Origin of the sequence: Kitasatospora sp. NPDC098652, from assembly GCF_044760155.1 — a bacterium.
Classification (GTDB): Bacteria; Actinomycetota; Actinomycetes; order Streptomycetales; family Streptomycetaceae; genus Kitasatospora.
On record NZ_JBIWAQ010000018.1, the window covers coordinates 74,138 to 95,847 of the forward strand.

20 protein-coding genes and 2 pseudogenes are annotated in these 21,710 nt (G+C 73.5%); 10 read left to right on the top strand and 12 right to left on the bottom strand.

Annotated features, from left to right (window positions below; genetic code table 11):
- Positions 1 to 37 precede the first annotated feature (37 nt).
- Positions 38 to 1,141, bottom strand: coding sequence for an NADH:flavin oxidoreductase/NADH oxidase (locus ACIQWA_RS30590; protein ID WP_402487980.1), 1,104 nt, complete (start codon positions 1,139 to 1,141; stop codon positions 38 to 40).
- A 124-nt stretch (positions 1,142 to 1,265) separates the two neighbouring features.
- Between ACIQWA_RS30590 and ACIQWA_RS30595 the strand changes: the two genes are divergently transcribed.
- Complete coding sequence (locus tag ACIQWA_RS30595) at positions 1,266 to 1,484, top strand: hypothetical protein (RefSeq protein ID WP_402487982.1); 219 nt, start codon at positions 1,266 to 1,268, stop codon at positions 1,482 to 1,484.
- 57 nt (positions 1,485 to 1,541) lie between these two features.
- Here ACIQWA_RS30595 and ACIQWA_RS30600 read toward each other — a convergent pair whose 3' ends face one another.
- Together ACIQWA_RS30600 and dacB are read right to left on the bottom strand one after the other, a co-directional pair.
- A complete protein-coding gene (locus tag ACIQWA_RS30600) occupies positions 1,542 to 2,930 on the bottom strand; it encodes an MFS transporter (RefSeq protein WP_402487984.1) in 1,389 nt (462 codons plus the stop codon).
- A 432-nt stretch (positions 2,931 to 3,362) separates the two neighbouring features.
- Positions 3,363 to 4,982, bottom strand: a complete 1,620-nt coding sequence (gene dacB / locus ACIQWA_RS30605; protein ID WP_402487986.1) for a D-alanyl-D-alanine carboxypeptidase/D-alanyl-D-alanine-endopeptidase — start codon at positions 4,980 to 4,982, stop codon at positions 3,363 to 3,365.
- Positions 4,983 to 5,220: 238 nt separating this feature from the next.
- Between dacB and ACIQWA_RS30610 the strand changes: the two genes are divergently transcribed.
- The gene (locus ACIQWA_RS30610; RefSeq protein ID WP_402487988.1) at positions 5,221 to 6,417 is read left to right on the top strand and encodes an MFS transporter; all 1,197 of its coding nucleotides are present in this window, start codon (positions 5,221 to 5,223) and stop codon (positions 6,415 to 6,417) included.
- 55 nt (positions 6,418 to 6,472) lie between these two features.
- Here ACIQWA_RS30610 and ACIQWA_RS30615 read toward each other — a convergent pair whose 3' ends face one another.
- The 3 genes from ACIQWA_RS30615 to ACIQWA_RS30625 form a co-directional block, all read right to left on the bottom strand.
- A complete protein-coding gene (locus tag ACIQWA_RS30615; protein WP_402487990.1) occupies positions 6,473 to 7,204 on the bottom strand; it encodes a heparin lyase I family protein in 732 nt (243 codons plus the stop codon).
- 125 nt (positions 7,205 to 7,329) lie between these two features.
- Complete coding sequence (locus ACIQWA_RS30620) at positions 7,330 to 8,790, bottom strand: uracil-xanthine permease family protein (RefSeq protein ID WP_402487991.1); 1,461 nt, start codon at positions 8,788 to 8,790, stop codon at positions 7,330 to 7,332.
- Positions 8,791 to 8,925: 135 nt separating this feature from the next.
- Positions 8,926 to 9,786, bottom strand: coding sequence for a PIG-L family deacetylase (locus ACIQWA_RS30625; RefSeq protein WP_402487992.1), 861 nt, complete (start codon positions 9,784 to 9,786; stop codon positions 8,926 to 8,928).
- Between the two features lie 249 nt (positions 9,787 to 10,035).
- On the opposite strand from ACIQWA_RS30625, the gene ACIQWA_RS30630 reads away from it, so the two are divergent.
- Together ACIQWA_RS30630 and ACIQWA_RS30635 are read left to right on the top strand one after the other, a co-directional pair.
- Complete coding sequence (locus ACIQWA_RS30630; RefSeq protein WP_402487994.1) at positions 10,036 to 10,758, top strand: ricin-type beta-trefoil lectin domain protein; 723 nt, start codon at positions 10,036 to 10,038, stop codon at positions 10,756 to 10,758.
- A gap of 278 nt (positions 10,759 to 11,036) precedes the next feature.
- Complete coding sequence (locus ACIQWA_RS30635; protein WP_402487996.1) at positions 11,037 to 11,240, top strand: hypothetical protein; 204 nt, start codon at positions 11,037 to 11,039, stop codon at positions 11,238 to 11,240.
- 32 nt (positions 11,241 to 11,272) lie between these two features.
- On the opposite strand, the pseudogene ACIQWA_RS30640 reads toward ACIQWA_RS30635, so the two are convergent.
- A pseudogene (locus ACIQWA_RS30640) lies at positions 11,273 to 11,803 on the bottom strand (RNA-guided endonuclease InsQ/TnpB family protein); the annotation flags it as partial.
- Positions 11,804 to 11,915: 112 nt separating this feature from the next.
- On the opposite strand from ACIQWA_RS30640, the gene ACIQWA_RS30645 reads away from it, so the two are divergent.
- The 3 genes from ACIQWA_RS30645 (at position 11,916) to ACIQWA_RS30655 (ending at position 14,410) form a co-directional block, all read left to right on the top strand.
- Positions 11,916 to 12,989 carry a cytochrome P450 gene (locus ACIQWA_RS30645; RefSeq protein WP_402487998.1) on the top strand — a complete coding sequence of 358 codons (1,074 nt, stop codon included), beginning with the start codon at positions 11,916 to 11,918 and terminating at the stop codon, positions 12,987 to 12,989.
- 2 nt (positions 12,990 to 12,991) lie between these two features.
- Positions 12,992 to 13,879, top strand: a complete 888-nt coding sequence (locus tag ACIQWA_RS30650; protein ID WP_402488000.1) for an NAD-dependent epimerase/dehydratase family protein — start codon at positions 12,992 to 12,994, stop codon at positions 13,877 to 13,879.
- A 168-nt stretch (positions 13,880 to 14,047) separates the two neighbouring features.
- The gene (locus ACIQWA_RS30655) at positions 14,048 to 14,410 is read left to right on the top strand and encodes a peptidoglycan-binding protein (protein ID WP_402488001.1); all 363 of its coding nucleotides are present in this window, start codon (positions 14,048 to 14,050) and stop codon (positions 14,408 to 14,410) included.
- A gap of 152 nt (positions 14,411 to 14,562) precedes the next feature.
- On the opposite strand, the gene ACIQWA_RS30660 is transcribed toward ACIQWA_RS30655, so the two are convergent.
- The 3 genes from ACIQWA_RS30660 to ACIQWA_RS30670 form a co-directional block, all read right to left on the bottom strand.
- Positions 14,563 to 14,925 (bottom strand): peptidoglycan-binding protein, encoded by a 363-nt coding sequence (locus tag ACIQWA_RS30660; protein WP_402488001.1) that lies wholly within the window; start codon positions 14,923 to 14,925, stop codon positions 14,563 to 14,565.
- A gap of 168 nt (positions 14,926 to 15,093) precedes the next feature.
- Positions 15,094 to 15,981: an NAD-dependent epimerase/dehydratase family protein gene (locus ACIQWA_RS30665; protein ID WP_402488000.1), complete on the bottom strand. Its 888-nt coding sequence runs from the start codon at positions 15,979 to 15,981 to the stop codon at positions 15,094 to 15,096.
- A gap of 2 nt (positions 15,982 to 15,983) precedes the next feature.
- A complete protein-coding gene (locus tag ACIQWA_RS30670; protein ID WP_402487998.1) occupies positions 15,984 to 17,057 on the bottom strand; it encodes a cytochrome P450 in 1,074 nt (357 codons plus the stop codon).
- A gap of 112 nt (positions 17,058 to 17,169) precedes the next feature.
- Between ACIQWA_RS30670 and ACIQWA_RS30675 the strand changes: the two are divergent.
- A pseudogene (locus ACIQWA_RS30675) lies at positions 17,170 to 17,700 on the top strand (RNA-guided endonuclease InsQ/TnpB family protein); the annotation flags it as partial.
- A 32-nt stretch (positions 17,701 to 17,732) separates the two neighbouring features.
- Here ACIQWA_RS30675 and ACIQWA_RS30680 read toward each other — a convergent pair.
- Positions 17,733 to 17,936, bottom strand: a complete 204-nt coding sequence (locus ACIQWA_RS30680; RefSeq protein WP_402487996.1) for a hypothetical protein — start codon at positions 17,934 to 17,936, stop codon at positions 17,733 to 17,735.
- 278 nt (positions 17,937 to 18,214) lie between these two features.
- Positions 18,215 to 18,937: a ricin-type beta-trefoil lectin domain protein gene (locus ACIQWA_RS30685; protein WP_402487994.1), complete on the bottom strand. Its 723-nt coding sequence runs from the start codon at positions 18,935 to 18,937 to the stop codon at positions 18,215 to 18,217.
- A 249-nt stretch (positions 18,938 to 19,186) separates the two neighbouring features.
- Between ACIQWA_RS30685 and ACIQWA_RS30690 the strand changes: the two genes are divergently transcribed.
- Positions 19,187 to 20,047: a PIG-L family deacetylase gene (locus tag ACIQWA_RS30690; RefSeq protein WP_402487992.1), complete on the top strand. Its 861-nt coding sequence runs from the start codon at positions 19,187 to 19,189 to the stop codon at positions 20,045 to 20,047.
- 135 nt (positions 20,048 to 20,182) lie between these two features.
- Positions 20,183 to 21,643: a uracil-xanthine permease family protein gene (locus ACIQWA_RS30695; RefSeq protein WP_402487991.1), complete on the top strand. Its 1,461-nt coding sequence runs from the start codon at positions 20,183 to 20,185 to the stop codon at positions 21,641 to 21,643.
- The last annotated feature ends 67 nt before the right edge of the window (positions 21,644 to 21,710 follow it).

Here is a 21,710-nt window from a genome sequence, read left to right on the forward strand (position 1 = left end):
ACCCGAAGTCCAGGGGGCGGCGGCCGCAGCCGCGTCGTCAGGCGCGGTGGTACTGGACGGGGGTGTGCACCTCACCGCCCAGCTGGCCGGCCGCGTGGCGGGCCCAGGAGGGGTTGCGCAGCAGTTCGCGGCCGAGCAGGACGGCGTCGGCGCGGCCGGCGGCGAGGATCTCCTGGGCCTGGGCCGGCTCGGTGATCAGGCCGACGGCGGCCACCGGCAGGCCGGCCTGGTCGCGCACCGCCTCGGCGAAGGGCACCTGGTAGCCGGGGCCGGCCTCGATCGCGGCGTCGGGCACCAGGCCGCCGGTGGAGACGTCCAGCAGGTCCACGCCGTGCGCCTGGAGCTCCTTGGCCAGGCGGACGGTGTCCTGCGAGGTCCAGCCCTCGCGGCCGTCCTGCGGGTTCTCGGTGAGCCAGTCGGTGGCCGAGACGCGGAAGAACAGCGGCAGCTCCTGCGGCCACACCTCGCGCACCGCGTCGACGACCTCCAGCGCGAAGCGGATGCGGCCCTCGAAGGAGCCGCCGTAGGCGTCGGTGCGGCGGTTGCTCTCGGGGGAGAGGAACTGGTGGATCAGGTAGCCGTGCGCGCCGTGGACCTCGACGACCTGGAAGCCCGCCGCCAGGGCGCGCCGCGCGGCGTCGGCGAACTGCCGGACGATCCCGCCGATCTGATCGACCGTCAGCTCCTCGGGGGTGGTGTGCTCGGGCGAGAAGGGCAGCGCGCTGGGGGCGAGAGGGGTCCAGCCGTGCTCCTCCTCGGGGGCCAGGGCGCGCCCGCGGTCCACCCAGGTCCGCTCGGTGGAGGCCTTGCGCCCGGCGTGCCCGAGCTGGACGGCCGGCACGGTGCCCTGGGCCTTGAGGAAGTCGGTGATCCGGCGGAACGCCTCGACCTGGGTGTCGTTCCACAGCCCGAGGTCGTACGGGCTGATCCGCCCCTCGGGGCTGACCGCCGTGGCCTCCGTGATGATCAGCCCGGTGCCGCCGGCGGCCCGCGCCGCCTGGTGGGTGTAGTGCCAGTCCGTGGGGACCCCGGCGGCCTCTCCGGCCGGTGCGGCGCTGTACTGGCACATCGGCGGCATCCAGACCCGGTTGGGAACGGTCAGTTCCCGCAGCGTGTACGGGGTGAAGAGGGTGGTGCTCATGTCGGACTCCCGGTGGGAACGGCAGCGCCAGGACACAGGCGCTTGCTGATGCGCTTTATATGTCAACACAATAGTTGCACGGGACGACACTTTCAACGGGGAGCCCTGGCCCCCACCCCAGGGCGTGGCCGCCGTGCCGCTGGCCGCCGGGTTCTGGGTCGCCCTCGCCTTCCGCGACGAACGCGAACTCGCCCCCGCCACCGGCGGCCTGCCCCCGGGCGTCGAACGCGACGACCCCCTCCCACCCCACCCCAAGTACCCCGGGTACCTCGACCGGTGGGTCTTCCGGGCCGTCCTGAACCGCCTGAACGGCGTCGACGACACGGCGGACGCCCCCTGGTGAGGAGAAACGGCGGCGCCGTCCGGGGAACCCCGGACGGCGCCGCCGGCCGACGAACCGTCAGCGCACCGTCTGCGCCACCCGCTGCGCCGGGACGCCCGGCGCCCGGCCCGTACGCGGCGCGGCCGGGGAGGCGCCCAGCGCCGTACCGCGGGTCTCCTCCGCCCACAGCACGCACACCAGCAGGCCCAGCGCCGTCACCCCGGCGGCGATCAGCATGGTCGGGCCGGTGCCCAGGCCGGTCAGCGACAGCGGCAGCAGGTAGGTGCCCACCGCGGCGCCGATCCGGCTGACCGAGGTGGCCATGCCCACGGCGGTGGCCCGGATCTCGGTCGGGAACAGCTCGTTGGGGTAGGTCCAGTCGAGCACGTTCGGCCCGCCGCACAGGAAGGCGTACGCGCACAGCGCGGTCAGCGCCACGGCCGCCGGGGCGGTGGGCCACACGCCCAGCAGCGCCAGCGGCACGGTCATCAGCGCGAAGGACCAGATGATGACGGGGCGCCGGCCCTTGGTGTCGATCAGGCGCAGCGCCGGGTAGCAGCCGAGCAGGAAGACCAGGCTGATCAGCCCGGTGCCCAGGGTCTCCATCACGGTGCCGCCGGGCATGCCGAAGGAGGACAGGATCTGCGGGCCGAAGGTGAGCATCGCGAACAGCGGGCCGACCTGGCACAGGAAGAACAGGCCGCAGAACAGGGTGCGGCGCCGGTAGGGCGGGGTCATCAGCAGCCGCAGCCCGCCGGCGGCGCGGGCGCGCCCGGCCGGGTCGGGCATCAGCTCGCGGCCGTCGACCCGCACCCCCAGGTGCTTCTCCACCACGCGCACCGCCTCGCCGACCCGCCCGTTGGCGGCCAGCCAGCGCGGCGACTCCGGCGAGCCGCGGCGGATCACCAGGAACACCACGCACAGCACGGTGGAGCTGGCCAGCATCCACCGCCAGCTGCCCGGTCCGGCCAGCTCCAGGAACAGGTAGCCCACCACGTAGGCGAGCACCGAGCCGGCGTACCAGGCGACGATCTGCTGGCCGAGCAGCCGCCCGCGGTGCTTGGCGGGCAGCCACTCGGCCAGCAGGGAGGTGGCGATCGGGTAGTCGGCGGCCACCGCCATGCCGAGCACGAAGCGCAGCACGGTGATCGCCCACACCGAGTCGACCCAGAACGAGAGCACCGAGCAGGCGACCATCACCAGCAGGTCGGCGGTGTACATCACCTCCCGGCCGATCCTGTCGGTCAGCACGCCGAACACGGCGCCGCCGACGAACATGCCCACCAGGGCGGCGGCGCCGATCAGGCTGACCTGCGCGGTGGACAGGCCCAGGTCGGGGCGCATCCCGATCAGGGCGACACCGACGATGCTCAGGATGTAGCCGTCGAGCAGCGGCCCGCCGGAACAGGCCAGGGCCAGCCTGCGGTGGAAGGCGGTGTACGGGGCGTTGTCGATCGTTTGGGACATGGGCTTCGGGGTCCTCCGGGACGTACGGCCACGTGCTCGTCACGCGTCCCGTGCGCCGGGTAGACGGCAGGGAACGGCGCCGCCCACAGCGGACGGCGCCCTCGCCCGACCACGCCGGGCGACCGTCCACGGTTGCCCGGATACGCACGGTGAACCACCGGGCCGAAGGTCGGCCGGATTCGTGCCCAAGGTCCCGAAGCGGACAGGGCCTTCGCCCGTGCCGATCCACGCCCCGCCCAGTCCTCAGGGGCTCTGACGCCGCCCGCCCGCCTGCCCGGGGTCGGTGAGTGACCCTCATCACTTCCGGCGCCGCGGAGTGTGGGACCCGCCACGTTTCGCCGCACCGGTCCGGATTTCAGCGGTCCGAGGTCGACCACGTGCTCCCGCCCGGCCGGTGGCGGTCGGCCGTCCCGGCCGGGCGGGGAGGGGGGTTCAGGAGGCGGTCGGGTGGGGCGGGTGGTTGCGGGCCTGCCTGCAGGCCTCCTGCTGGAGGATGACGGCGATCTGGTCGACGTCGTCGTTGACGTCGAAGAAGCCCTGGATGTTGGGGACGGCGGCGCCGTTGACGCCGACGAAGAAGGTGTAGAGGTGGCCGTCGTCCGCCTGGAGGTAGCCCGCGTAGGTCTGGGCGTTGATGGCGAACTGCTGGTTGAGCCAGTCGAAGCCGATGATGGTGCCGGGCTTGGCGAAGACCTTGCCCTTGGCCGGGCAGGCGTCGGTGTTGCAGTAGAGCGCGCCGGTGCCGGACACGCCGAGGATCGGCAGCGAGGTGCGGAAGGCGTCCGCGTCGGGGGTGTGCAGCCAGTACGCCAGCAGCTGGTTGAGCCCGGTGGGCGTGACGCGGTCGACGGGGACGTCGCCGCGGCCGTCGGCCAGCTGGAACTGGGTCGGGTCGACCTTCGCCGTCGTGGTGAGGAAGTCGTGGACGACGGGGAAGCCGTCGAAGCAGTTGCTGCTGCCGCGGCCGACGGCCATGTTGCACAGGGCCAGGTTGGCGCCGAGGTTGTGGCTGACGTTCAGGATCAGCTTGGCGTACTCGCGGTACGGCGGGGAGACGAAGGCGGCCACCTGGGGGTCGCCGCTGTACGAGGCGGGCAGCGCGGCCTGCGGGTTGGGCCCGGTGGGCGGGGCGGTGACGGTGACCCCGGCGCGGCCCAGGGCCTCGATCAGGGCGGTGCGCCCGAACGCGTTGGGGTCCTGGACCTGGGAGATCTTCAAGGTGGGCGGGGCGTCGGCGGCGATGGTGCCGGAGAGGGTGATGCCCGTGCCGTCGGGGGAGGCGCTGACCTGGATGTCGGTGGTGCCGCCCGGGTCGACGGTGCGGACGTTCGAGGTGACCTGGTAGGGCGCGACCTGCGGGCGCCAGCTCAGCTGGGCGGGCTGCCCGGGGGAGGAGGGCGTGGTCAGCAGGTCGATGACGTTGTCGTTGATGATGAGGGGGGTCGGCTGGGGGTTGAGCGCGGGGGGCGTGAACAGCCGCGGGTCGATGACGACGTCGCCGTCGACGGTGGTGATGCCCGAGTCGCGGACCTGACGGGCGATCTGGTCCAGGCCGGCGAGCGGGTCCTCCGGGGTGAGGGTGGCGCCCGGGACGTCGTCGGCGTAGGTGTGGTCGATGGGGGTGAAGTCGACCGACCCGTCCGGTTTGGTGCGGCCGCCCATGGTGAGGTCGCCCTGGGCGACGAGCGCCAGGTTCCCGGTGAGGGTCGAGCCGTCGAGGCGGCCGACGGCGTGCACCGGCGTGGTGAAGCGGTGGTCGGGGCCCAGGGCGTGCCAGGCGCCGGAGATGGTGATCAGCTTGACGGTCGAACCCGGCATGAAGAACTGGTCGGGGTAGCGGGAGTGGAGGACCCGCCCGTCCTCGGGGTCGATCTCCAGCAGCCCCCACTGGGCGTGCTGGTAGGCGGGCTTGTTCATGATCGCCGTGATGTCGGGACCGAGGTCGTCCTGCGGGTTCTCCCCGGGCGCGGCGGCGGCCGTACCGGCCACGACCGCGAGTGCGACGCCGACGACGGCCCAGGGCCGAAGCCGGCCGCGGATCCTTGCTCTCATCTGCCCAGCCGTTCCTCGAGTCGGAAGCCCCGATTCGCGGGGCGCTCAAGGCGCACATGGTAGGTATCCGGACTCCCGGCGCCGGGATCCCGGACGGTGTGCTGACGGCGCGGGGGGGTGAGAACCATCCGATCGGTCGAAGGCGGGCGTCTGATAACAGTAGGCCCGGACCGCATCCGCTGCGGTCCGGGCCGTCACCGCAGCGGTGCGGGGGGCCGTGACTTGGGGGAGAGAACCTGTGCGTGTGCAGACCGAGCAGCTGGAGCAGCCCGCTGCCGAGACCACCGACAAGCGATCCGTACGGCACGCCCTGCTGATCTCGCTGGGCAGCGGCATCGGCTACCTGCCGTTCGCCCTGACCATCCCGATCCTGCCCGGCCTCGTCACGGGCCCGCTGCACGGCGGTCCCGCCGAGGTCGGCGCCGTCGTCGGCGGTTACGCGCTGACCGCGCTGCTGGCCCGCCCGGTGTCGGGCGCGCTGATGAACCGCCTCGGTGCCCGGGCCCTGACCATCGGCGGAGCGCTCCTGACCACGCTCGCCACCGTCTGCTACCCGCTCGCCGGGTCGGTCGCCCAACTCGTCGGCCTGCGCATGCTGGTGGGCATCGGCATGGGCGTGATGCTGGCCGCGACCGGGGTCTGGCCGGTCCAACTGGTCGCCAAGGACCGGCAGGGCTGGGCGCTGGGGCTGAGCGGCACCGTCATCTACGTGGCCATCGGCGTGGGCGCTCCGCTGGGCACCCTGGTCGAGCACCTGGTGGGCACCACGGCCACGTTCGTGATCGCCGGGCTGCTCGCCCTGCCCGTCATCCTCATCGCCCTGTCCGTGCCCGAGGTGCGCGTGCCCGCGAAGTCGGCGGAGCGGGCCGGCATCGAGCGGGGCCGGGCCCTGCTGGGCACCGTGCTGCCCAGCATCGCGCTGGTCTTCACCGCCTTCGGCTTCGCGGCCGTCTCCGGCTTCGCGGTCGCCAAGTTCGACGCCCTCGGGGTCGCCGGGGGAGCGGCCGTGGTCACCGCGTACTCCCTGACCGTGGTGCTGCTGCGGGTGGCGAGCACCTGGATCCGCTGGGAGGCCACCCGGCCGGTGGCGCTCGCCGCCCTGTTCCTGGTCGAGGCCCTGGGGGTCGCGCTCATCGGGCTGTCGGACGGCCTCGGCGCGGGGGTGATCGGCGGTGTGCTCACCGGGGTCGGCATGTGGCAGATCTACCCGGTGCTGGGGCTGTTCGTGGTGCGCTCGGTCGGCGAACGCCAGCGCGCCACGGCGCTGTCGACCTTCGGGGCCTGCTTCACCGTGGGCCTCGCCGCCGGCAGCGGCTCGCTGGGGCTGGTCGCCGAGGCCACCGGGTACCGGACGATGTTCCTGGTCTGCGCGGCCTGCGTGGGCCTGGGGCTGCTGGTGGCCGTGGCGGCCGCCCGCGTCGCCCGGATCCGCTGACGGCACGGGCCCGGGCCCGGACCGCATCCGCTGCGGTCCGGGCCCGTGGGTGCTGCTACGAGCCGGCCGTGGCCAGGTCCAGGGTGGTGGCCATCACCGGGCTGGTGAAGGTGTTCGTCGCCTCGCCCGGGTTCTGGTGGTACGAGCCCCACTTGAGGTAGTTGCGGTCGCCGTCCCAGGTGGTGCCCTTGAAGGTCCCCGAACCGGTCGTGAAGGTCTGCTTCCTGCCGTCGAACCAGAAGTCGATCGTCCCGTCGGTGCGACCCAGGTGGATCCTGAGCGCGTAGGCGTGCCACTCGCCGTTCTTCACCGGCGCCGTCCACAGCGGGTGCGCGTTGTGCTCGGTGTCCCACTCCTGGAGCCGCACCCGCGCGTTGGTGATGTCGATCTCGATCGGGTGGTTCGCCGTGCCCTCGCTGGGCGAGCACTTGAGCTGGAACACGTACCGGCTCTGGTCGTCCTTGATGTCCACCTTGGACGACCAGCCCAGGTAGAAGGTGTCGCCGCCCTTGAGGTCCGGGCCGACCGTCTCGCAGCGCTCCTGGTCCGCGGCCTGGAAGGCCCGCCACACCTCGCCCTTGGCGGGGTCCTTGACGACGCCGAAGGTGCTCGGGGCGGCGCACTGCACACCGGGGAAGGAGGACGGGCCGGCCTTGGTGCTCGGGGTCCACAGGACCTTGCCCGCGGCGGCGGTGGTGCCGGCGGTGGCCGAGCCGCAGGAGATCGCGAACACGGCGAGGGCCAGGGCCCCGACGGTGAGCCGGCGGCGGTGGGGCAGAACGGACATGCCACTCCCGGTGGGTGGGGTCGGGTGGTCGGATCGCTGGGTGCGATTCGACCACCCGACGGCCCTGCCGGCCAGGCGGAACGACCGGCGGAAGTACCGTCAGGTCATGTCCGGGCCAATTCTGCCTACGGCTCGTGCCGCTGCCCCTCGCTCCCGGAGCCTCCGGTGCTTCCCGTGCTTCCCGTGCTCCCGGTGCTCCCGGAGTCCCCGGACGACGGTGCGTCGTACGAGGAGGTGCCCTCGTCCAGCAGCGGCTCCTGGGTCTTGAGGTGCGCGGGGGCGAGCGCGCGCAGCGCGTGGTAGCCGGTGATGACGACCAGGGTGCCCAGGGCGATGCCGCTGAGGCTGAACGTGTCGGTGAACTTCAACGTCACGTTGCCGATGCCGATGATGATGCCGGCCGCGGCCGGGACCAGGTTCAGCGGGTTGCGCAGGTCGACCCCGGACTTGGTCCAGATCTGGGCGCCGAGCAGCCCGATCATGCCGTACAGGATGACGGTGATGCCGCCGAGCACCCCGCCGGGGATCGCGGCCACGACCGCGCCGAACTTGGGGCAGACGCCGAACAGCAGGGCGAAGCCGGCCGCGGCCCAGTAGGCGGCGGTGGAGTAGACCCGGGTGGCGGCCATGACGCCGATGTTCTCGGAGTAGGTGGTGTTGGGCGGGCCGCCGAGCGCGGTGGAGAGCACCGAGCCGACGCCGTCCGCGGAGATCGCGGTGCCCAGCCTGCCGTCCAGGTTCTCGCCCGTCATCTCGCCGACGGCCTTGACGTGTCCGGCGTTCTCGGCGACCAGCGCGATCACCACGGGCAGCGCGACCAGCACGGCCGACCACTGGAAGGAGGGGCCGTGGAAGGTGGGCAGGCCGATCCAGTCCGCCTTGCCGACGCCGGAGAGGTCCAGGCGCCAGTGGTCGGTCGGCTGCCCGCCCGGGCCCACCGAGTGGATCTTCCCGAAGACCCGGTCGAAGACCCAGGAGATCCCGTACCCGAAGACCAGTCCGAGGAAGATCGCCACCCGTGACCAGAAGCCGCGCAGGCACACCACCGCCAGGCCGGTGAAGAGCATCACCAGCAGCGCCGTCCACTGGTCCTGCGGCCAGTAGGTGGAGGCGGTGACCGGGGCGAGGTTGAAGCCGATCAGCATGACGACGGCGCCGGTGACGATCGGCGGCATCGTCGCGTGGATGATCCGCGCCCCGAAGTACTGCACCGCCAGTCCCACCAGGAACAGCACCACGCCCACCACGAGCACCGCGCCGGTCACCGTCGCGCTGGTGCCGCCCTGCGCCCGGATCACCGCGGCGACCCCGACGAAGGACAGCGAGCAGCCGAGGTAGCTGGGCACCCGGCCGCGGGTGGCCAGCAGGAAGATCACGGTCGAGACGCCGGACATCATGATCGCCAGGTTGGGGTCGAGCCCCATCAGCACCGGGGCGACGAAGCTCGCCCCGAACATGGCGACCACGTGCTGGGCGCCGAGCCCTGCGGTGCGGGGCCAGGAGAGCCGTTCGTCGGGGCGGACGACCGCTCCCGGTGCGGGCGTGCGCCCGTCACCGTGCAGCTTCCAGCGCACGCCGAGATCCATGTGGGGGTTCCTTCTGTCAACTTACGGGGGGGCTGTCCGCACCATTCTCATGGTCACCAGGGCCCCCGCGCGCCACCGGCCCCGCGCCTGACCTGCGCACTCGCGTACGGGGCCGGGTGCGGGGCGGGCGCCGGGTCAGCGCAGGCCGGCGAAGAGGTCCTGCTCCGGCAGGGCGGCGCCGGTGGTGTCGCGGACCCGGACGAAGGTCTCGGTGCCCATCAGCTCGGTGAAGCGCTCCTTGCCCATCCGCAGGAAGAAGATGTTCTCGCCCTGGCTGGCGTGCGCGGCCAGCGCGTCGTACTTCTGGGCGCCAAAGGCGTGGGTGTCCACCCAGGTGGTGACCTCCTCGTCGGGCAGCCCGATCGGGGGCAGCTCGGGGGGCCCGGCCGGCTCGGAGCCCTCCGCGGCCTCCCCGGCCTGCTCGTCCCCGTCGGTGCCGAACTCCTGCATCGCCGCGAAGAAGCGCTTCATCGCCGAGTGCGGCGCGGTGGTCCAGTACACCTTGGACGCCACGCCGGGGGCCAGTTCCAGGGCGGCCATGGTGATGCGGTGGGCCTGGATGTGGTCGGGGTGGCCGTAGAAGCCGTTCTCGTCGTAGGTGACGACGACGTCCGGCCGGTAGCGGTGCAGCAGTTCGGCCAGCCGGGCGGCGCCCTCGGCGACCGGGGTGCCCCAGAACGAGCCGGGCGCGTCGTTGGCGGCCCAGCCCATCATCCCGGAGTCGCCGTACTCGAGCAGTTCGAGGTGGTCGACGCCCAGGACCCGGCAGCTGGCATCCAGTTCGGTGCGGCGCAGGGCCGCGACCGCCGCCGGGTCGTGCCCGTCCTCGCCGGGCTTGACGCCGCCGGGGCCGTCGCCGCAGGCGCCGTCGGTGCAGGTGACCAGGACGGTGCGGATGCCCTCGGCGGCGTAGCGGGCGAGGACGCCGCCGGTGCCGGTGGCCTCGTCGTCGGGGTGGGCGTGCACTGCCATCAACGTCAGGGGCCGGTCGGCCATGGGTCCGTCCTCGGTTGGTTCGGGTGATCCACCCCCCAGTCTGCCCGGTGGCCCCGACAACCCGCCGCCCGCCCTCGCCGCCGCGGCAGCCGCCGTCCCGCGCCGTTCGATGCGAACTGACATGAATGGTTTTTGGACAAGCCATACACAACAGTTGACGCATCCTCATCCGGTCGCCCACGCTGGGCGACACCAACCACACGATCCACACAACCGGTTGGGCCCCGTCTGCTCGGAAGGGACCCTCACATGCGCCTGCGACGAACCCTCGCGGCCCTGTTCACCAGCCTGATCGCCCTGGTGGGCGTCGCCGTCCTGCCCGCCACCGCCGCCCACGCGGACTCCCCGGGCCAGTGCTCCACCACCCACAGCGGCCCGGTCGCCTCCGCCTACTGCGGCAACGTGCCCAACGGCACCATCTGGCGCGCCCAGGCCGTCTGCCTCTACATCGTCGGCACCACGCCCTACACGTACTGGGTCAACGGCACCATCGTCACCGGCAACGGCTCCTCCGTCGCCTACTGCAACCCCGGCCACTACGCCACCAAGACCATCGAGCCGGTCGTCCTCGGCATCCAGGGCCAGCAGGGCCGCCTGGTCGGCTACGGCGGCAAGTGCATGGACATCGCCAGCGGCCGGGCCAACAAGGGCACCCCCGTGCAGATCTACGACTGCAACGGCACCGGCGCCCAGTGGTGGACCCTGGGCGTCGACAACACCGTGCGCGGCCTGGGCATGTGCCTGAACGTGGTCTGGGGCAGCGCCGACAGCCCCAACGGCACCAAGGTCGAGATCTACGACTGCGTGGGCGCCGCGGGCGAGCAGTGGATCCCGCAGCCCGACGGCTCGTTGAAGAACGTGCTCACCGGCAAGTGCCTGGACGAACTCGGCTTCGACACCTCCAACCGCGCCCAGCTGGGCATCTGGGACTGCAACGGCCTCGCCAACCAGAAGTGGGTCCTCACCCCCTGAGGCCGTCCCCCGCTCCCGTCCGGCTAGGGCGTGTCTTGTGGATCAGGTCGGACCAGACCGCGGCGTCAGGGTGCGTGCATCGCAAGGCGGAGGAGGGAGTCCATGCGGAGCATCGGCGACCGACGACAACGCGGCGAGGTGCGTGCCCTGGCGTCGCGGGCCTGGCCTGATCCACAAGACACGCCCTAGCCCGCACTCCCCGAACGGGTATCCGCCCGGGCCCACCTGAGTACCCGTACTCAGGTGGGCCCGGCGCCCCGCGCACCAGCATGGGAGCCATGCACGCAGCAGCGACCCCGAGGATCGGCATCACCGCCGTCGGCTCCCACCTGCCCGCCCGCCGGATCACCTCCCAGCAGCTCCAGGACGAGATCACCGCCACCGCACAACTCGCTCTGCCCGAACGGATGCTGGAGAAGGCCACCGCCATCCGCACCCGCCACCACCTCACCTCTATCGGACGCACGCCGGCAACAACGTGACTCCTCCCCTGGCTGAGGCCGGGGGCTTCTCGCTAACCCCTTCGGGCGTCGCGACGGGCCAGCCCGGCCCGTAGAACGTTGACGGCTCCCACGGTGTCGGCGTGCGCCCGGTGGCCGCAGCGCACACAGTGGAAGGCTTCCTGGCTGGGCCGGTTCTCCGCCGTGACGTGCCCGCATTCGGGGCAGGTCCGGGAGGTGTTGCGGGGGTCCACGGCGATGATTACCCGTCCGGCGCTTTCAGCCTTGGCGTGCAGGATCGCGAGGAACACCCCCCAACCGGCATCCGATATCGAGCGGTTGAGTCCGGCCTTCGCCGACGCGCCGTTGGGCAGGAAGGTTCCCGGCTGGTTCGGGTCGGGCCTGGGCGCGGGGGCCTTGACCATGTTGCGGATCCGGAGGTCCTCGTGCGCGATGAAGTCGTGCGTACGGACCAGCCGGAGAGCGGTCTTGTGGGCGTGGTCCAGCCTTTGGCGGCGGACCTTGCGGTGCAGGTCCGCGACCCGCTGGACGGCCTTGCGGCGGCGGTTGCCGTGCCGCTCGCAGCGGGCCAGGGCCTGCTGGGCGGGGCGCCGCCCGCCCCGACGCCCTCCTGTTCGGCACCGTCCCGCTCGCCGGCCGCTCCCGCAAACCCGACCGCGCCGCCGCATCCGCCCACTGCGCACGGGAGTTGACCCGATGACCGGCCCCCTCGCCCCGCCCGCCGCCGCCCGCCGGGCCCGCCGCCGCGACCGCACCGTCTACCTGCGCAGCCACCCCCTCCTGTTCGCCCTGCTCTGCGCCACCCGCCACCGCCCCGTCCTGCGCCTGGGCCGCACCCTGCTCGTCCACCACCCCGACGCCTACCGCGAAGCCCTCACCCGCATCCCCCTGCACCGCACCGCCCCCGGCACCACCGGCGCCGCCACCAGCCAACTGGCAGAAACCGCAACCCTGTTCGACCAGGACGGCGCCGACCACCGCACCGCCCGCCGCACCCTCGCCCCCGACCTCGGCGCCACCGCCCTGCCCCGGCTGCGCCCGCTCTGGCAGGCCCTGCTCGCCGAACGGATCCCCGCGCTGGCCACCGGAGACCTCGAACTCGTCGACCTCGCCGCCGAGTTGGCCGCCACCACCGCCGCCGCCCTGACCGGCACCGACACCCCGCCCCGCCAACTCGCCCACGCCGCCCGCGAAACGGCGGCCGCCGCCGCCCGCGACCACCTGCCCGGCCCGCGCCGCAGCGGCCCGACAGCCGCCGAGGCCGCCGCCCGCCTCACCGCCCTGCTGCTCGACCCGCGCCACGCCGTGCTCGCCGTCACCGCCGTCAACACCACCGTCGCCGCCCTGCCCCGGGCCGTCGCCTGGTGCGCCGACGCCCGCCTGTGGCCCACCGTCGACGCCACCACCGCACCCGCCCTCGCCGCCGAACTCCTGCGCCTGACCGCCCCCTCCCCGCTGCTGCCCAGGGCCGCCGCCGCCGACACCACCCTGGCCGGCCACCCCGTGCGCACCGGCGACCGGCTGATCCTCGTCGCCCGCCACGCCGCCCGCGCCCACCACCGCACCCCGCCCGCCGACCCCGCCGCCACCCAGGCCGTCTTCGGCACCGGCCCCCACGCCTGCCCCGGCGCCCACCTCGCCCGCGCCCAACTCGCCGACACCCTCCTCGCGTTGGCCCCCCACCAACCCCGCGTCGTACGCTCCCGCGCCGACCGCCACGCCGCCCTGCCCGGCTACGCCGAACTCACCCTGCGCCGAGGAAGCCGCTGACCATGCGCATCGCCATCACCGGCGCCACCGGCTTCTGCGGCGCCCACCTCGCCCGCGCCGCCGCCCACCTGGGCCTGGACGTCACCTGCCACGGCCGCCGCCCCGGCCCCGTGGGCCGCCACCTGCCCTGGGACGCCACCGCGGCCGACCCCGACCTCGGCGACGCCGACCTCGTCGTCCACTGCGCCGCCGCCGTCGCCGACCTCCCGCCCGGCCACCGGGACGAAGCCCACCAGCACGCCGTCAACGTCACCGGCACCCGCCGCGTCCTGCGCGCCGCCGCCGGCCGCCCCCTCGTCCACGTCAGCAGCGCCAGCGTCTACGACCCGCGCACCACCGCCACCGCCCTCACCGAGGACCACCCCACCGCCGCCGGCCACCTCGACGCCTACGGCCGCACCAAGGCCGCCGCCGAACACCACGCCCTCGCCGCCGGCGCCGTCGTCCTGCGCCCCCGCGCCGTCTACGGCCCCGGCGACCCCCACCTGCTGCCGCCGCTGCTCGCCCGCGCCCGCCGCGGCCTGCTGCCCCTGCCCGGCCCCGACACCACCCTCAGCCTCACCGCCGTCGCCAACCTCACCGACGCCTGCCTGGCCGCCCTCGGCCTCACCGGCACCCCGCCCTGGCCCCCCGGCGCCTACAACATCGCCGACCCCGCCCCCTACCGCCGCGACGCCGCCCTGCGCCACGTCCTGACCGCCCACCGCCTGCCCGCCCGCATCGCCCACCTCCCCGCGCCGCTGGCCCGCCTCGCCGCCCGCACCACCCTGCTGCCCGGCCTCACCCCCTACACCGTCGACCTCCTGGCCCGCGGCGTCGTCCTCGACCTCACCCGCGCCCGCGCCCAGGGCTGGCACCCGCGCCACACCCTGGCCGACTACCGGCCCTGACCCCCACCCCGACTGCCGTGCCGACCTCCTGTCCTGACCTCCCGTCCGGCCCAAGTGGCCCACGGATGCGGCGGTCAATTGGATACCCCGCCGGGGCATCAGCCCTGGCTAGGGTCGGGGCACACGCTGCGCCGCCAGAACGGGCGCACGCCAACGGGAGGGTTATCCATGCGCAAGATCATCATCGGGCTGGCCGCCACCGGCCTACTGCTCGCGGGCACGGTCGCCACCGCCGGCACCGCCAACGCCGCGGGCACGCGCTGCGGCGACTGGAGCACCGCCGAGCCGCTGCTCAAGTACGGCGCCACCGGCGACGCCGTCAGGGAGCTCCAGTGCGAGCTGAACTACTCGCTCAACCCCGACGTCTTCGGCAAGACCACCGTCGACGGGGTCTTCGGCGACGACACCCTGCGCCGCGTTCGCATCTTCCAGGGCTGTATGCCGAACCTCCAGGTCGACGGCGCTGTCGGCCCGCAGACCTGGGGCTCGCTGGACTGGTGGAGTTCCAAGGACGCCTACCCCAACTGCTGAGGCAGCCGGTGGGAACAGCTAGTGGGAACAGCTGGTAGGAACAGCTGGTAGGAAGGGCGCCGGGGGCGGGGCATCCGGATGCCCCGCCCCCGGCGCCCTTCCTACCAGCTGTTCCTACCAGCTGTTCCCACTAGCTGTTCCCACCGGCTGCCTCAGCAGTTGGGGTAGGCGTCCTTGGAACTCCACCAGTCCAGCGAGCCCCAGGTCTGCGGGCCGACAGCGCCGTCGACCTGGAGGTTCGGCATACAGCCCTGGAAGATGCGAACGCGGCGCAGGGTGTCGTCGCCGAAGACCCCGTCGACGGTGGTCTTGCCGAAGACGTCGGGGTTGAGCGAGTAGTTCAGCTCGCACTGGAGCTCCCTGACGGCGTCGCCGGTGGCGCCGTACTTGAGCAGCGGCTCGGCGGTGCTCCAGTCGCCGCAGCGCGTGCCCGCGGCGTTGGCGGTGCCGGCGGTGGCGACCGTGCCCGCGAGCAGTAGGCCGGTGGCGGCCAGCCCGATGATGATCTTGCGCATGGATAACCCTCCCGTTGGCGTGCGCCCGTTCTGGCGGCGCAGCGTGTGCCCCGACCCTAGCCAGGGCTGATGCCCCGGCGGGGTATCCAATTGACCGCCGCATCCGTGGGCCACTTGGGCCGGACGGGAGGTCAGGACAGGAGGTCGGCACGGCAGTCGGGGTGGGGGTCAGGGCCGGTAGTCGGCCAGGGTGTGGCGCGGGTGCCAGCCCTGGGCGCGGGCGCGGGTGAGGTCGAGGACGACGCCGCGGGCCAGGAGGTCGACGGTGTAGGGGGTGAGGCCGGGCAGCAGGGTGGTGCGGGCGGCGAGGCGGGCCAGCGGCGCGGGGAGGTGGGCGATGCGGGCGGGCAGGCGGTGGGCGGTCAGGACGTGGCGCAGGGCGGCGTCGCGGCGGTAGGGGGCGGGGTCGGCGATGTTGTAGGCGCCGGGGGGCCAGGGCGGGGTGCCGGTGAGGCCGAGGGCGGCCAGGCAGGCGTCGGTGAGGTTGGCGACGGCGGTGAGGCTGAGGGTGGTGTCGGGGCCGGGCAGGGGCAGCAGGCCGCGGCGGGCGCGGGCGAGCAGCGGCGGCAGCAGGTGGGGGTCGCCGGGGCCGTAGACGGCGCGGGGGCGCAGGACGACGGCGCCGGCGGCGAGGGCGTGGTGTTCGGCGGCGGCCTTGGTGCGGCCGTAGGCGTCGAGGTGGCCGGCGGCGGTGGGGTGGTCCTCGGTGAGGGCGGTGGCGGTGGTGCGCGGGTCGTAGACGCTGGCGCTGCTGACGTGGACGAGGGGGCGGCCGGCGGCGGCGCGCAGGACGCGGCGGGTGCCGGTGACGTTGACGGCGTGCTGGTGGGCTTCGTCCCGGTGGCCGGGCGGGAGGTCGGCGACGGCGGCGGCGCAGTGGACGACGAGGTCGGCGTCGCCGAGGTCGGGGTCGGCCGCGGTGGCGTCCCAGGGCAGGTGGCGGCCCACGGGGCCGGGGCGGCGGCCGTGGCAGGTGACGTCCAGGCCCAGGTGGGCGGCGGCGCGGGCGAGGTGGGCGCCGCAGAAGCCGGTGGCGCCGGTGATGGCGATGCGCATGGTCAGCGGCTTCCTCGGCGCAGGGTGAGTTCGGCGTAGCCGGGCAGGGCGGCGTGGCGGTCGGCGCGGGAGCGTACGACGCGGGGTTGGTGGGGGGCCAACGCGAGGAGGGTGTCGGCGAGTTGGGCGCGGGCGAGGTGGGCGCCGGGGCAGGCGTGGGGGCCGGTGCCGAAGACGGCCTGGGTGGCGGCGGGGTCGGCGGGCGGGGTGCGGTGGTGGGCGCGGGCGGCGTGGCGGGCGACGAGGATCAGCCGGTCGCCGGTGCGCACGGGGTGGCCGGCCAGGGTGGTGTCGGCGGCGGCGGCCCTGGGCAGCAGCGGGGAGGGGGCGGTCAGGCGCAGGAGTTCGGCGGCGAGGGCGGGTGCGGTGGTGGCGTCGACGGTGGGCCACAGGCGGGCGTCGGCGCACCAGGCGACGGCCCGGGGCAGGGCGGCGACGGTGGTGTTGACGGCGGTGACGGCGAGCACGGCGTGGCGCGGGTCGAGCAGCAGGGCGGTGAGGCGGGCGGCGGCCTCGGCGGCTGTCGGGCCGCTGCGGCGCGGGCCGGGCAGGTGGTCGCGGGCGGCGGCGGCCGCCGTTTCGCGGGCGGCGTGGGCGAGTTGGCGGGGCGGGGTGTCGGTGCCGGTCAGGGCGGCGGCGGTGGTGGCGGCCAACTCGGCGGCGAGGTCGACGAGTTCGAGGTCTCCGGTGGCCAGCGCGGGGATCCGTTCGGCGAGCAGGGCCTGCCAGAGCGGGCGCAGCCGGGGCAGGGCGGTGGCGCCGAGGTCGGGGGCGAGGGTGCGGCGGGCGGTGCGGTGGTCGGCGCCGTCCTGGTCGAACAGGGTTGCGGTTTCTGCCAGTTGGCTGGTGGCGGCGCCGGTGGTGCCGGGGGCGGTGCGGTGCAGGGGGATGCGGGTGAGGGCTTCGCGGTAGGCGTCGGGGTGGTGGACGAGCAGGGTGCGGCCCAGGCGCAGGACGGGGCGGTGGCGGGTGGCGCAGAGCAGGGCGAACAGGAGGGGGTGGCTGCGCAGGTAGACGGTGCGGTCGCGGCGGCGGGCCCGGCGGGCGGCGGCGGGCGGGGCGAGGGGGCCGGTCATCGGGTCAACTCCCGTGCGCAGTGGGCGGATGCGGCGGCGCGGTCGGGTTTGCGGGAGCGGCCGGCGAGCGGGACGGTGCCGAACAGGAGGGCGTCGGGGCGGGCGGCGCCCCGCCCAGCAGGCCCTGGCCCGCTGCGAGCGGCACGGCAACCGCCGCCGCAAGGCCGTCCAGCGGGTCGCGGACCTGCACCGCAAGGTCCGCCGCCAAAGGCTGGACCACGCCCACAAGACCGCTCTCCGGCTGGTCCGTACGCACGACTTCATCGCGCACGAGGACCTCCGGATCCGCAACATGGTCAAGGCCCCCGCGCCCAGGCCCGACCCGAACCAGCCGGGAACCTTCCTGCCCAACGGCGCGTCGGCGAAGGCCGGACTCAACCGCTCGATATCGGATGCCGGTTGGGGGGTGTTCCTCGCGATCCTGCACGCCAAGGCTGAAAGCGCCGGACGGGTAATCATCGCCGTGGACCCCCGCAACACCTCCCGGACCTGCCCCGAATGCGGGCACGTCACGGCGGAGAACCGGCCCAGCCAGGAAGCCTTCCACTGTGTGCGCTGCGGCCACCGGGCGCACGCCGACACCGTGGGAGCCGTCAACGTTCTACGGGCCGGGCTGGCCCGTCGCGACGCCCGAAGGGGTTAGCGAGAAGCCCCCGGCCTCAGCCAGGGGAGGAGTCACGTTGTTGCCGGCGTGCGTCCGATAGAGGTGAGGTGGTGGCGGGTGCGGATGGCGGTGGCCTTCTCCAGCATCCGTTCGGGCAGAGCGAGTTGTGCGGTGGCGGTGATCTCGTCCTGGAGCTGCTGGGAGGTGATCCGGCGGGCGGGCAGGTGGGAGCCGACGGCGGTGATGCCGATCCTCGGGGTCGCTGCTGCGTGCATGGCTCCCATGCTGGTGCGCGGGGCGCCGGGCCCACCTGAGTACGGGTACTCAGGTGGGCCCGGGCGGATACCCGTTCGGGGAGTGCGGGCTAGGGCGTGTCTTGTGGATCAGGCCAGGCCCGCGACGCCAGGGCACGCACCTCGCCGCGTTGTCGTCGGTCGCCGATGCTCCGCATGGACTCCCTCCTCCGCCTTGCGATGCACGCACCCTGACGCCGCGGTCTGGTCCGACCTGATCCACAAGACACGCCCTAGCCGGACGGGAGCGGGGGACGGCCTCAGGGGGTGAGGACCCACTTCTGGTTGGCGAGGCCGTTGCAGTCCCAGATGCCCAGCTGGGCGCGGTTGGAGGTGTCGAAGCCGAGTTCGTCCAGGCACTTGCCGGTGAGCACGTTCTTCAACGAGCCGTCGGGCTGCGGGATCCACTGCTCGCCCGCGGCGCCCACGCAGTCGTAGATCTCGACCTTGGTGCCGTTGGGGCTGTCGGCGCTGCCCCAGACCACGTTCAGGCACATGCCCAGGCCGCGCACGGTGTTGTCGACGCCCAGGGTCCACCACTGGGCGCCGGTGCCGTTGCAGTCGTAGATCTGCACGGGGGTGCCCTTGTTGGCCCGGCCGCTGGCGATGTCCATGCACTTGCCGCCGTAGCCGACCAGGCGGCCCTGCTGGCCCTGGATGCCGAGGACGACCGGCTCGATGGTCTTGGTGGCGTAGTGGCCGGGGTTGCAGTAGGCGACGGAGGAGCCGTTGCCGGTGACGATGGTGCCGTTGACCCAGTACGTGTAGGGCGTGGTGCCGACGATGTAGAGGCAGACGGCCTGGGCGCGCCAGATGGTGCCGTTGGGCACGTTGCCGCAGTAGGCGGAGGCGACCGGGCCGCTGTGGGTGGTGGAGCACTGGCCCGGGGAGTCCGCGTGGGCGGCGGTGGCGGGCAGGACGGCGACGCCCACCAGGGCGATCAGGCTGGTGAACAGGGCCGCGAGGGTTCGTCGCAGGCGCATGTGAGGGTCCCTTCCGAGCAGACGGGGCCCAACCGGTTGTGTGGATCGTGTGGTTGGTGTCGCCCAGCGTGGGCGACCGGATGAGGATGCGTCAACTGTTGTGTATGGCTTGTCCAAAAACCATTCATGTCAGTTCGCATCGAACGGCGCGGGACGGCGGCTGCCGCGGCGGCGAGGGCGGGCGGCGGGTTGTCGGGGCCACCGGGCAGACTGGGGGGTGGATCACCCGAACCAACCGAGGACGGACCCATGGCCGACCGGCCCCTGACGTTGATGGCAGTGCACGCCCACCCCGACGACGAGGCCACCGGCACCGGCGGCGTCCTCGCCCGCTACGCCGCCGAGGGCATCCGCACCGTCCTGGTCACCTGCACCGACGGCGCCTGCGGCGACGGCCCCGGCGGCGTCAAGCCCGGCGAGGACGGGCACGACCCGGCGGCGGTCGCGGCCCTGCGCCGCACCGAACTGGATGCCAGCTGCCGGGTCCTGGGCGTCGACCACCTCGAACTGCTCGAGTACGGCGACTCCGGGATGATGGGCTGGGCCGCCAACGACGCGCCCGGCTCGTTCTGGGGCACCCCGGTCGCCGAGGGCGCCGCCCGGCTGGCCGAACTGCTGCACCGCTACCGGCCGGACGTCGTCGTCACCTACGACGAGAACGGCTTCTACGGCCACCCCGACCACATCCAGGCCCACCGCATCACCATGGCCGCCCTGGAACTGGCCCCCGGCGTGGCGTCCAAGGTGTACTGGACCACCGCGCCGCACTCGGCGATGAAGCGCTTCTTCGCGGCGATGCAGGAGTTCGGCACCGACGGGGACGAGCAGGCCGGGGAGGCCGCGGAGGGCTCCGAGCCGGCCGGGCCCCCCGAGCTGCCCCCGATCGGGCTGCCCGACGAGGAGGTCACCACCTGGGTGGACACCCACGCCTTTGGCGCCCAGAAGTACGACGCGCTGGCCGCGCACGCCAGCCAGGGCGAGAACATCTTCTTCCTGCGGATGGGCAAGGAGCGCTTCACCGAGCTGATGGGCACCGAGACCTTCGTCCGGGTCCGCGACACCACCGGCGCCGCCCTGCCGGAGCAGGACCTCTTCGCCGGCCTGCGCTGACCCGGCGCCCGCCCCGCACCCGGCCCCGTACGCGAGTGCGCAGGTCAGGCGCGGGGCCGGTGGCGCGCGGGGGCCCTGGTGACCATGAGAATGGTGCGGACAGCCCCCCCGTAAGTTGACAGAAGGAACCCCCACATGGATCTCGGCGTGCGCTGGAAGCTGCACGGTGACGGGCGCACGCCCGCACCGGGAGCGGTCGTCCGCCCCGACGAACGGCTCTCCTGGCCCCGCACCGCAGGGCTCGGCGCCCAGCACGTGGTCGCCATGTTCGGGGCGAGCTTCGTCGCCCCGGTGCTGATGGGGCTCGACCCCAACCTGGCGATCATGATGTCCGGCGTCTCGACCGTGATCTTCCTGCTGGCCACCCGCGGCCGGGTGCCCAGCTACCTCGGCTGCTCGCTGTCCTTCGTCGGGGTCGCCGCGGTGATCCGGGCGCAGGGCGGCACCAGCGCGACGGTGACCGGCGCGGTGCTCGTGGTGGGCGTGGTGCTGTTCCTGGTGGGACTGGCGGTGCAGTACTTCGGGGCGCGGATCATCCACGCGACGATGCCGCCGATCGTCACCGGCGCCGTCGTCATGCTGATCGGCTTCAACCTCGCCCCGGTCACCGCCTCCACCTACTGGCCGCAGGACCAGTGGACGGCGCTGCTGGTGATGCTCTTCACCGGCCTGGCGGTGGTGTGCCTGCGCGGCTTCTGGTCACGGGTGGCGATCTTCCTCGGACTGGTCTTCGGGTACGGGATCTCCTGGGTCTTCGACCGGGTCTTCGGGAAGATCCACTCGGTGGGCCCGGGCGGGCAGCCGACCGACCACTGGCGCCTGGACCTCTCCGGCGTCGGCAAGGCGGACTGGATCGGCCTGCCCACCTTCCACGGCCCCTCCTTCCAGTGGTCGGCCGTGCTGGTCGCGCTGCCCGTGGTGATCGCGCTGGTCGCCGAGAACGCCGGACACGTCAAGGCCGTCGGCGAGATGACGGGCGAGAACCTGGACGGCAGGCTGGGCACCGCGATCTCCGCGGACGGCGTCGGCTCGGTGCTCTCCACCGCGCTCGGCGGCCCGCCCAACACCACCTACTCCGAGAACATCGGCGTCATGGCCGCCACCCGGGTCTACTCCACCGCCGCCTACTGGGCCGCGGCCGGCTTCGCCCTGCTGTTCGGCGTCTGCCCCAAGTTCGGCGCGGTCGTGGCCGCGATCCCCGGCGGGGTGCTCGGCGGCATCACCGTCATCCTGTACGGCATGATCGGGCTGCTCGGCGCCCAGATCTGGACCAAGTCCGGGGTCGACCTGCGCAACCCGCTGAACCTGGTCCCGGCCGCGGCCGGCATCATCATCGGCATCGGCAACGTGACGTTGAAGTTCACCGACACGTTCAGCCTCAGCGGCATCGCCCTGGGCACCCTGGTCGTCATCACCGGCTACCACGCGCTGCGCGCGCTCGCCCCCGCGCACCTCAAGACCCAGGAGCCGCTGCTGGACGAGGGCACCTCCTCGTACGACGCACCGTCGTCCGGGGACTCCGGGAGCACCGGGAGCACGGGAAGCACGGGAAGCACCGGAGGCTCCGGGAGCGAGGGGCAGCGGCACGAGCCGTAGGCAGAATTGGCCCGGACATGACCTGACGGTACTTCCGCCGGTCGTTCCGCCTGGCCGGCAGGGCCGT